The organism is Streptomyces sp. NPDC058678 (assembly GCF_042714835.1).
In the GTDB taxonomy this organism is placed as follows: domain Bacteria; phylum Actinomycetota; class Actinomycetes; order Streptomycetales; family Streptomycetaceae; genus Streptomyces.
On record NZ_JBHXSG010000036.1, the window covers coordinates 100,894 to 111,528 of the forward strand.

11 protein-coding genes are annotated in these 10,635 nt (G+C 72.1%); 8 read left to right on the forward strand and 3 right to left on the reverse strand.

Annotated elements, in window-relative coordinates:
* Positions 1-63: 63 nt before the first annotated feature.
* On the reverse strand, positions 64-864 hold the full coding sequence (locus ACFWWR_RS29180) for a peptidoglycan recognition protein (protein WP_384306172.1): 801 nt from the start codon (positions 862-864) through the stop codon (positions 64-66).
* A gap of 188 nt (positions 865-1,052) precedes the next feature.
* Between ACFWWR_RS29180 and ACFWWR_RS29185 the strand changes: the two genes are divergently transcribed.
* Positions 1,053-2,237: a MarP family serine protease gene (locus ACFWWR_RS29185; protein ID WP_383867214.1), complete on the forward strand. Its 1,185-nt coding sequence runs from the start codon at positions 1,053-1,055 to the stop codon at positions 2,235-2,237.
* A 109-nt stretch (positions 2,238-2,346) separates the two neighbouring features.
* Positions 2,347-2,550 carry a hypothetical protein gene (locus ACFWWR_RS29190; RefSeq protein WP_384306174.1) on the forward strand — a complete coding sequence of 68 codons (204 nt, stop codon included), beginning with the start codon at positions 2,347-2,349 and terminating at the stop codon, positions 2,548-2,550.
* Here the strand turns inward: ACFWWR_RS29190 and ACFWWR_RS29195 are convergent.
* Entirely contained in the window at positions 2,531-3,019 is a 489-nt protein-coding gene (locus ACFWWR_RS29195; RefSeq protein ID WP_383867210.1) for a GNAT family N-acetyltransferase, read from the reverse strand. The two genes, ACFWWR_RS29190 and ACFWWR_RS29195, sit on opposite strands and share 20 nt — an antisense overlap.
* A 73-nt stretch (positions 3,020-3,092) precedes the next feature.
* On the opposite strand from ACFWWR_RS29195, the gene ACFWWR_RS29200 reads away from it, so the two are divergent.
* Positions 3,093-3,989: a TIGR01777 family oxidoreductase gene (locus ACFWWR_RS29200; protein WP_383867206.1), complete on the forward strand. Its 897-nt coding sequence runs from the start codon at positions 3,093-3,095 to the stop codon at positions 3,987-3,989.
* 158 nt (positions 3,990-4,147) lie between these two features.
* On the forward strand, positions 4,148-5,521 hold the full coding sequence (locus tag ACFWWR_RS29205) for an NAD(P)/FAD-dependent oxidoreductase (RefSeq protein ID WP_384306177.1): 1,374 nt from the start codon (positions 4,148-4,150) through the stop codon (positions 5,519-5,521).
* A gap of 85 nt (positions 5,522-5,606) precedes the next feature.
* Here ACFWWR_RS29205 and ACFWWR_RS29210 read toward each other — a convergent pair whose 3' ends face one another.
* A complete protein-coding gene (locus tag ACFWWR_RS29210; RefSeq protein ID WP_384306180.1) occupies positions 5,607-7,043 on the reverse strand; it encodes a regulator in 1,437 nt (478 codons plus the stop codon).
* A 209-nt stretch (positions 7,044-7,252) separates the two neighbouring features.
* Here ACFWWR_RS29210 and lipB point away from each other — a divergent pair, with 209 nt between their 5' ends.
* From lipB to ACFWWR_RS29230, 4 genes are all read left to right on the forward strand, one after another.
* Entirely contained in the window at positions 7,253-8,104 is an 852-nt protein-coding gene (gene lipB / locus ACFWWR_RS29215; protein ID WP_383867201.1) for a lipoyl(octanoyl) transferase LipB, read from the forward strand.
* 119 nt (positions 8,105-8,223) lie between these two features.
* On the forward strand, positions 8,224-9,189 hold the full coding sequence (gene lipA, locus ACFWWR_RS29220) for a lipoyl synthase (protein WP_383867199.1): 966 nt from the start codon (positions 8,224-8,226) through the stop codon (positions 9,187-9,189).
* Positions 9,190-9,468: 279 nt separating this feature from the next.
* A complete protein-coding gene (locus ACFWWR_RS29225; RefSeq protein WP_383867197.1) occupies positions 9,469-9,669 on the forward strand; it encodes a hypothetical protein in 201 nt (66 codons plus the stop codon).
* 69 nt (positions 9,670-9,738) lie between these two features.
* A complete protein-coding gene (locus tag ACFWWR_RS29230; RefSeq protein ID WP_384306183.1) occupies positions 9,739-10,440 on the forward strand; it encodes a DUF4191 domain-containing protein in 702 nt (233 codons plus the stop codon).
* Positions 10,441-10,635: the final 195 nt, after the last annotated feature.

Genomic DNA, 10,635 nt, shown 5'->3' on the forward strand with positions numbered 1-10,635 from the left:
GTATGCCGACTGCCTCTGGGGGATCCGTGAGCCGGCTGGGAGAAAGCTGTGAGCCGGGCACGGCTACGTCCTGCCCTGCAGGCGGGCCGCCAGGTCTCTGATCTCCGGGAGGCGGGCGCTCAGGGCCGCGCCCGGGCAGCTCGTCCGGTAGCCGTCCTTGTGGCCGGCCAGGGCGGGGAAGGTGGCGGTGGTGCCGTCGGCGTAGCGGCTGAGGCCGTTGCTGGAGACCAGGCGGACCGTCCCGCGCGGGTCGATGTCGGCGAGGCCGAGCTTCCAGGCGGCGAGATGGGCGATCGCGTCGGTCATCACCTTCGGGACCGGTACTCCGGCCGTGAAGGTGCCGAGGGCGGCGATCCCCGTGGTGCGGTGGTTGAAGCCCTGGGTGTGGGCACCGGTGACGGGGCGGTCGGTACCGCCCGCACGGCCTTCGTAGATGTTGCCGCAGCGGTCGACGAGGAAGTTGTAGCCGATGTCGTCCCAGTCGCGGGCGTCGGTCATGCCCTGGGCGAGGTAGCGGATGATGCGGGGTGCCTCGGCGCAGTCGTAGGCGTTGGGCGAGTCGGTGTGGTGGATGAACACCGCCATGACCTTGTCGTCGTAACGCGGCGGCGGCCGTGTGCGGTCGCTGTCCCGCGCCGCCCAGACCGACCTCGGCACGATGTGCGGTCTGGTCACGGTGTGGGCCACCGCGGGGCGGCCCGCGACCGACCGGGCACCGTCGGACCCGATGCTTCCGATTCCGTGCGCGCACAGCACCAGTGCGACGACGGCCGCGAGGCCGGGCAGACAGCCGAGCAGCACGAGCGCGGCCTTCGGTATGTGCACCGCGCGTGTTCTCCGGGGGCCCGTCGGTCGGACACGCATGCTTCCCACTGTCCGGCCGATCCGGTCCGCCCGCGATGTGTGCTGTGCCACCCGGTGGAACCATCGTCCTGTTCCGCGACGTTTCCCGGGGTACACGCACGCGTGGCGGGTTCCGGACGCCACGCGCGCGTGGCTGATCACTGGGCGCATCCCGTGCGTACTAAGGGGTCCTGGAGAAAGGCGGCTCAGTGGACCTGCTCGACATCCTGTTGTTGCTGGTGATCCTCGCCTACGCGGCATCCGGCTACCGGCGCGGACTGGTCGCCGGCTGTGTCTCGCTCGCCGGCTTCGTGGGCGGTGCGGCCATCGGCGTGTGGGCGCTGCCGTGGGTGATGGACCTGGCCACGCCGGGCACGACCGCGGCGACGGTGACCGCGGTGCTGACGGTGCTCGTTCCGGCGGTGGTGGGGCACGAGCTGGCGGGGCGGCTGGCTCTGCGGCTGCGCCGGGAGCTGGACCAGGGGCCGCTGCGGGTGGCCGACGGGGTCGGCGGGGCCGCGGCCAACTCGGTGGCCGTGCTGATCGTGGCCTGGGTGGCCGCGAGCGTGCTCGGCGCGTCCTCGTCGCCGCTGGTCACGACCGCGATCCGGGACTCGGCCCTGCTCGGCGCCGTGCAGAACACCATGCCGGACGCGACCCCCGCCTGGTTCTCGCGGGCCACGTCCGCGCTCACCGAGGCGGGCTTCCCACAGGTCTTCAACCCGTTCGAGAACGAGTCGACGGCCGAGGTCGCCAAGCCCACCGGCGACAGCGTCACCGCCAGCGCCACCAACGCCGCCAAGCTCAGTACGGTCAAGATCGAGGGCGTCTCGGGCACCCAGGGCCGCGAGGGCAGCGGGTTCGTGTACGCGCGGCAGCATGTGATGACCAACGCCCACGTGGTGGCCGGCATCGACGAGCCGAGCGTGCGGATCGGCGGGGTCGGGCGGTCGTACGAGGCACGGGTGGTGTTCTTCGACCCGGACAAGGACGTGGCCGTGCTGTACGTGCCCGATCTGAGCGCCCCCGTCCTGCGCTTCGACGACAGCGCCGAGCGCGGCGACTCGGCCGTGGTCGCGGGCTATCCGCAGGACGGCGACCTGAACCTGCAGGCGGCCACCGTCGCGAACCGGGTGAAGGCGAACGGGCAGAACATCTACAACGACGCGACCGTCACCCGCGAGATCTACTCGATCCGCTCCACCGTCCGCCCCGGAAACTCCGGCGGCCCCCTCCTCACCACCGACGGCAAGGTCTACGGCGTCGTCTTCGCCCGCTCCACCTCCGACGCCGAGACGGGATACGTCCTGACGGCGGACGAGGTCGCCTCGGACGCCGAACGGGCGGCGGACGCGACGGCCGCGGTGGACACGGGCGAGCTGGTGACGTCGTGAGCGGCCCCACGGGGTAGGTCCGCTCACCCAGGCGGACGGACACCGCTCGCGCCGCCCTCGTACGGCTCAATCCGCTGTGCCGGAGCGGTCCTGGGCGTACCTCTGAGCCATGTCACGCGCTCTCGCCACCCTCGTTCTCGGTCCCCTGCTCGCCCTCACCGCCGCGGCTCCGCCGCCGGACTCCGGCGGCAGGGGCTGGGTGCTCGCCGGTTTCGTCACGGCGGCGGCGCTGGCGGGGGTCCCGTTGTATCTGGTGGCGCGCAGACGCCGTACGACCGCCGCGGCGGACCAGGTCAGAGACTGCGTCCCATGAGCACGTCGTCGACGTACGCGCCGTCCAGGTAGAACTCCTCGGGCAGCACGCCCTCCACGACGAAGCCCTCGGACTCGTAGAGCCCCCGGGCCGGCGTGTTGTGGCCGAGCACCCGCAGGGTGATGCGGCGCGCCCCCTGCCTGCGGGACTCGTCCTGTACGGCCCGCAGCAGCGCCCGGCCGACTCCCGCACCGCGCGCCTCCTCGGCGACGGCGAGACCCTGGATCTGACGGACGTGGGCGTTGCAGGCGAGGGAGGTCGGGTAGCCCAGCCGGACGTAGCCGACGACACTGCCGCCGAGCTCCGCGACCAGATGGTCCGGCGGGCCGAACCGCTCGCTGAAGAAGGGCTCGTACGGTGGCTGCGGGCGGGGCTGGACGGAATGCAGCGGGGACCAGGAGTCGCGGTCGAGGCGGCCCAGCGCCTCCTCGTCCCCGGGGGTGGCGTGGCGTATGTACGGAACCGGCATGCCGGTCACCCTACGACGGTGGTCGCGGGACCCCCTCGGGGTTCTCCACCCCCGTTGAGCAAGGATGGTTCTCATGGAACGTTCGCGAATCGCGGTGGCCGGCGCGTCCGGTCTCATCGGCAGTGCCCTGGCACGGTCCCTGACCGCCGACGGGCACGAGGTGGTGCGTCTGGTGCGCCGGGCGCCCAGGACGCGGGACGAGGTGCGCTGGGACCCCGAGCGGAAGTACGTCGACCCGGCCGGGCTCGCCGGGTGCGACGCCGTGGTCAACCTGGCCGGGGCGAACGTCGGGTCGCGCCGCTGGACCGACGCCTACAAGGAGCGGATCCGCTCCAGCCGGGTGCTGGGCACGGCGACCCTCGCCGAGGCCGTCGCCTCCCTGGACCGGCCGCCGCGGGTCTTCGTCAACGGCAGCGCGATGGGCATCTACGGAGAGACCGGCGACCGTCCCGTCGACGAGGACGCCCCGCCCGGCAAGGGCTTCCTGCCCGAACTGTGCGTGGAGTGGGAAGGGGCCACGGCGCCGGCCCAGGAGGCGGGCGTACGGACGGTGTTCACCCGGACGGGCCTGGTGGTGTCCCGCGAGGGCGGGGCGTGGGGGCGGCTTTTCCCGCTGTTCCTGGCGGGACTCGGCGGACGGATGGGCGACGGGCGGCAGTACTGGTCGTTCGTCTCGCTGCACGACGAGGTGGCCGCGATCCGCCATCTCATCGACACCGACGGCCTGTCGGGGCCGTTCAACGTGACCGCCCCGCACCCGCTGACGAACCGTGAGATCACCGCCGCGATGGGGCGTGTGCTGGGCCGGCCCACGCTGTTCGCGGTGCCCGCGCCCGTGCTGCGGGCCGCGCTCGGCGAGATGGCCGGGGACGTGCTGGGCAGTCAGCGGGTGTTGCCGATGCGGCTGTTGGAGTCGGGGTTCACCTTCGCGTTCCCGGAGATCGAGGAGGCCATCCGGGCGGCGAGGTGACGTCTGCGATCGCATGCGACCGTCGTGCGACCGTGCCCTGTCGATGCGCGACTGTCCCCGACCGATCACGGCCCTACCCTCGACCCGAACTCGGGTATTCCCGGAGGCAGTTGGGGGCATGACGTCTCCACCGGCCGCGCAACCTCGAGGAGGGGCACGTGCTTGAGCCCGCGTACCAGGTGGACGTCGTGATCGTGGGAGCCGGGGTCGCCGGGCTGTCCGCGGCGCATCGGCTGACCAGCGCAGGAGTGACGACCGCGGTGCTGGAGGCCGCCCCGGGTGTGGGCGGCCGGATGACGACCGAGAAGGTCGACGGCTTCCGGCTCGACCGCATCGGACAGCTGCTGTCCACGGCGTATCCCGAACTACGGCTGACACCGGGGCTGGACGGGCTCGTGCTGCGGCCCTTCGCACCGGGCGTCCTGCTGCACAGCGACGGCCGCCACCATCGCGCCGCCCCGCCCCTGAACGCGGGGGGCGCACGGGGCGCACTCCACGCGGTGCGCGCCCTGGCAAGCGCCCCCGCCAAGGGGCGTAAGGCCCCCCGGCCGACCTCCATGCCGAAGGCCGGGGCGACCGTCCCGCTCGGCACCGCCGTCGACCAGGCGCGGCTCGGTGCCGCGCTGTCCCGGATCGCGAACACCCCCGTCGGGCGCCTGCTGGCCCGCCCCGAACTGCCCGCCGGGCAGGCCCTCGCGGCCCGCGGGGTGCCGGCCCGCACGATCGACGGCTTCCTGCGTCCGCTGCTCGCCGCCCTGCTGTGCGACCCGGAGCTGACCACGTCCAGCCGGTGCGCCGACCTCGCGCTGCGGGCCTTCGCGGGTGGGCGGCTGTGTGTGCCGGAGGGCGGGGCCGAGGCGCTGCCCGAGCTGCTCGCGCAGACGCTGCCGCCGGGCACCGTGCACACCGGCGTCCGGGCCACCTCGATCTCCACGACCTCGGTGACGACCGCCGAACACGGCGAGATCCGCTGCCGGGCCGTCCTCGTCGCGACCGACGCCCGGGCCGCCGCCGAGCTGCTGCCCGGGCTGCGGGTACCGGAGTTCCACCCGGTGACGGTCGTCCACCACACGACGGACGAGCCGCCGGCGACGGGCGCGGCTCTGCTGCTCGACGCGGACCGGGGCGGCCCGGTCGCGCACACGGCGGTGGTCAGCCGCGTCGACCCGGCCCGCGCACCCGCGGGCCGCACCCTCGTCTCCTCGACGGTCCTCGGCCCACCGCCGTCCGACCTGGAGACCGCCGTCCGCATGCACCTGTCCCGCCTCTACGGCACCTCCACCCGCCGCTGGGAGACCCTCGCCGTCCACCACACCGCCGAGGCGGTCCCGGCGATGCGCCCGCCGCACGACCTGCGCCGCCCGGTACGGCTGCTGGCGGGCCTGTACGTGTGCGGCGACCACCGGGACACAAGCACGGTGCAAGGGGCGTTGCACTCGGCTCACCGGGCCGCGTCGGCCCTGTTGGCGGACCTGGGCGCGACCGCGTCGATGCACGGGGCGGAACCGATGTCCACACCGCGGGCCGCCTGAAACGCCCGAGGGGCGCGGGGAACTGCGTGACCAGCCACGACGCGGTCGCGCAGCGCCCACCACCGTCGGAGTCACGACGATCGCCTCACCCCAGGGCCGCGACCTTGTCGCGATACCCCCGCACCGGTGCCGCGTCCTTGTACGGCTCCAGCCTCCGCTCGAAGTCCCGCACGTACTCGAGGGCCCGCACCGACCGCATCTCCGCCGCCTGGCCGGCCGCCTCGGCGCCCAGCGCGCAGGCCTGGTCGAGCTCGCCGAGGCCGAGACGGGCGGAGGCGAGGACGACGCGGCAGAAGAGGCGGCTGCGGGCGTAGGAGGGGGCGCGCAGTTGCAGGGAGCGCTCGGCGTGCTGGACGGCCGAGCGGAACTGCTGGAGGTCCCGGTGGCAGTGGCCGAACTCGTCGGCGAGCTGCCCCTCGTCGAAGAACCGCGCCCAGTACGGGACCTCGTCACCGGGCCGAGCCGCCTCCAGAGCGCGCTCGGCCCGTACCAGCGAACCGGTGCACAGACGCACCTCGCCCAGCACCCCGTGCCCGCGGGCCTCGACCGCGTGCAGCAGTGCCTGCACGACCGGCGGGGCGTTGGTCCCCACCCCCTGCTGCGCCACCCGCGCGAGCTGCACGGCCTCGCGCCCGTGCCCGAGATAGACGGCCTGCCGGCTCATGGTGACCAGCACGTAGGAGCCGTACGCCCGGTCTCCGGCCGCCTGCGCCAGCCTGAGCGCCTGCACGAAGTAGCGCTGGGCGAGGCCGTGCGCCGCGATGTCGTACGACGTCCAGCCCGCGAGCCTCGTGAGGTCGGCGGCGGCGGCGAACAGGCGGCGGCCGGTCTGCTCGCCGTAGGTGCCGCGCAGCATCGGCTCGCACTCGTGCTCCAGGTAGCGCACGAGGGCCTGGCGGGCGTGGCCGCCGCCGTACATGTCGTCGAGGGAGCGGAACAGCTCGCCGACCGAGCGGAGGGCGGCGATGTCGCCGCCGGATACCTTCTGGCCCGGGCCGCGTTCGGCCGCGCCGCGCTGCCGGGGCACCCCCGGGCGGCCCTGCGCGGGGACGCGCAGGGCCGGTTCGCCGCGGGCCACCTTGTCGTCGGGGCGGCCGATCAGCCAGTCCCGGCTGGGAACGACCAGGCCGGCCGGGGTGAAGGCGATCTTGCGGAGTTCGGCGTGGCTGCCGGAGTCCTTGCGCCACAGCCCGCTGACGATGTCGACGGCCTCTTCGGGGCCGGCGGCGAATTCGAGGCCGGCGTAGACCGGGGCGCAGGCGTCGAGCCCGAGGTCCTGGGCGGTGAGCCGGCGGCCGAGGCGGCGGGTGAAGACCTCGGCGATCAGGGCGGGGGTGGTGCCGCGGGGCTGCTGCCCGCGCAGCCACCGGGTCACGGAGGTCTTGTCGTATCTCAGGTCCAGCCCGTGTTCGAGTCCGAGCTGGTCCACGCGACGGGCGAGACCCGCGTTGGAGAACCCCGCTTCTGCGATGAGCGCGGCGAGCTGTCGGTTGGGAGTGCGCTGCGCGGGTCGTTCCGTCATCTGCGGTGCGGTCTCCTGCCTTTCGGGCCGTCGCGCGGCCTCATCGGCCGCACGGTGCCCGGATTGCCTGTGAGCAGCCCTTATGGCCTCTGTGAACGGCGTGAATGTAGCGGAGAGTGAGCAGGTGATCGCACACTTCGATGCTCGTTCATCCGATCGTGTGAGGATTGGCCGCACGGCTGACGCGTGACGCTCGGTCGTACAGTGGCGTGGGCGCGGTTCGTGCCTTACGACCCGCCAGGGCTTCAAGGGAGGCGCTTGCCGTGGATGAGTTGCGGTTCGTCCGGATGGGATTCGGTGCGGACGCCGTCGAGTACCAGGAGGCGTGGGACGAGCAGCGCCGGGTGCACGCGGCCCGGTTCGCCGACGAGGTCCCCGACACCGTCCTGCTCCTGGAGCACCCCGCGGTCTACACGGCCGGCCGGCGGACCGCGGACAGCGAGCGACCGCTCGACGGCACCCCCGTCATCGACGTCGACCGCGGCGGCAAGATCACCTGGCACGGCCCGGGCCAGCTGGTCGGCTACCCGATCCAGAAGCTTCCGCGTCCGGTGGACGTCGTGGCGCACGTACGGCGGCTGGAAGAGGCCCTGATCCGCACCTGCGCGGAGTTCGGCCTGGAAACCAGCCGGGTCGAGGGCCGCAGCGGGGTGTGGGTGCTCGGCGACCCGGTCGATCAGCGCCCGTCGCCGGGCGGACTGTCCCTGGACTTCGACCCCCGTCTGCACGACGAGGAGTTCGACCCGCGCATGAACGGCCCGGAGTACGCCCCCTCCAACGCCGGCCAGCGCCGCGAGGACCGCAAGATCGCCGCGATCGGCATCCGCGTGGCCAAGGGCGTCACGATGCACGGCTTCGCGCTGAACGTGAACCCGGACAACCGGTGGTTCGACCGGATCATCCCGTGCGGGATCCGGGACGCCGGGGTCGCCTCCCTCGCCGGCGAACTCGGCCGCGACGTCACGATCGACGCGGTGCTGCCGATCGCGGAGCGGCACCTGAAGGACGTACTGGAGAACGCGGACCTCAAGCCGCGGGAGATCGAGCGGACCTCCGCCTAGCGGGAATGCACCCCGAGGGTCTCGGGTTGGCCTCGAAGGCAGGGCCCACTTACCACGGGCGTACCCTGGTGTGCGCCGAAGAATCGAAGATTACCCAAAGCAATCAGCAGGGAGCCGACGTGTCCGCAGTCGCACCCGACGGACGCAAGATGCTGCGCCTGGAGGTCCGCAACAGCCAGACCCCCATCGAGCGCAAGCCCGAGTGGATCAAGACTCGGGCGAAAATGGGTCCCGAATACACCAAGATGCAGAACCTCGTGAAGAGCGAGGGCCTGCACACCGTCTGCCAGGAAGCCGGCTGTCCCAACATCTACGAGTGCTGGGAAGACCGTGAGGCCACCTTCCTCATCGGCGGCGACCAGTGCACCCGGCGCTGCGACTTCTGCCAGATCGACACCGGCAAGCCCGAGGCGCTCGACCGGGACGAGCCCCGGCGCGTGGGCGAGTCCGTGGTCACCATGGACCTGAACTACGCCACGATCACCGGCGTCGCCCGCGACGACCTCCCGGACGGCGGCGCCTGGCTGTACGCCGAGACGGTCCGCCAGATCCACGAGCAGACCGCCTCCCGCGAGGCCGGACGCACCAAGGTGGAGCTCCTGGCCCCGGACTTCAACGCCGTACCGGAGCTGCTGGAGGAGGTCTTCGCCTCCCGCCCCGAGGTCTTCGCGCACAACGTCGAGACGGTTCCGCGCATCTTCAAGCGCATCCGCCCCGGCTTCCGCTACGAGCGCTCGCTGAAGGTCATCACCGACGCCCGCGACTACGGCCTGGTCACCAAGTCGAACCTGATCCTCGGCATGGGCGAGACCCGCGAGGAGGTCAGCGAGGCGCTCCGGCAGCTGCACGACGCGGGCTGCGAGCTGGTGACCATCACGCAGTACCTGCGCCCGTCCGTGCGCCACCACCCCGTGGAGCGCTGGGTCAAGCCGCACGAGTTCGTGGAGCTGAAGGACGAGGCCGAGCAGATCGGCTTCTCCGGTGTGATGTCCGGTCCGCTGGTGCGTTCCTCGTACCGCGCCGGCCGGCTCTACCAGATGGCGATCGAGAAGCGGGGCTCCTACGTCGCCTCGCAGGCCGTCTGACCGGCTGACCGGCCGTCACCCGTCTCGCCCCGTCCGACGTGGCAAGCGTGTGAATTCACGCACAAGAAACTACCCGCCGGTAGTGACCGATATGACGCGGTCCTGACCGTCCTCGCTGATGAGGGCATATGTCAGGGCCGCGTCGGCGTTCGGGGGCTCGGCACCAAGGCTTCATGGGTGTTTGACCGGTCGGTCATGCCCTGGTAACACCAATCAGTGACCCTGGACTTACACCACGTACACCCATACCCGCAGGGGTATCGAGGGGGGACCTCCATCATGCAGGCCGCGCCCGTCCGCGCCACAGCGATTCCCACGTTCACCGACGCCCTCCGCGCCGTCGAGTCCCTGCTCCTGAGCAGTGGCCAGCGCACCGCCCGCCGCAACGCCTGGACGTCCGTCCTGGAGGACCGCCGCCGCGCCAAGGACCGGGTCGAGGCGCAGCGCGTCCTGGAGCAGACGTTCACCCTGCGCCCCTGACGCACTTCCGCCCCTCTCCCGCGGGCACTGCCGTCGTCGGCGCTTCCGGGGGCACGTAGACTTCGTGCCATGGCGAGGAAGGACACGGCAGCGGACGCTGCGAATCCCGGGCGACTCAAGCAGATCGCTCTGACCTACAAGATGACTCGCAAGGCCGACAAGAAGATCGGTCTTGTACTCGCGGCTGTCGGAATCGTCACCATCGGTGTCTTCCTCGCGATCGGTTTCTTGATCGGTCATCCCATTTATCTCGGCATTCTCGGCCTCCTGTTCGCCTTCCTCGCGTCGGCGATCGTGTTCGGGCGCCGAGCCGAGCGAGCGGCCTTCGGGCAGATGGAGGGCCAGCCGGGCGCGGCCGCGGCGGTACTCGACAATGTCGGCCGGGGCTGGACGACCACCCCCGCGGTGGCGATGAACCGCAGCCAGGACGTGGTGCACCGGGCGGTCGGCAAGGCCGGCATCGTCCTGGTCGCCGAGGGCAACCCGAACCGGGTCAAGAGCCTGCTGGCCGCCGAGAAGCGGAAGATGAACCGCATCGTCGCGGACGTGCCGGTGCACGACCTGATGGTGGGCACGGGCGAGGGCCAGGTCCCGCTGAAGAAGCTGCGCACGACGATGCTGAAGCTGCCGCGCGTGCTGACCGGTCCGCAGGTGACGGCCACCAACGACCGACTGCGGGCCTTGGGCGACCTGATGAGCAACATGCCACTGCCCAAGGGGCCGATGCCGAAGGGCATGAAACTCCCGAAGGGCGGGCCGAAGGCCCGCTGACTCCCTCGACATCCCTCGTACGACGAAGGGGGCGCCCGGATCACTCCGGGCGCCCCCTTCGTCGTGGGGACTCGTCGCAGGACCCGCCCCGTGGACGCTGGGGCCTGTCCGGCGGATCAAGTCGCAGGAAATCCGCGGCGCCTCATCGACGCAGGTGAGCGGGGCCTGGTGCGTCGAGCTGCAAGGCGGAGGAGG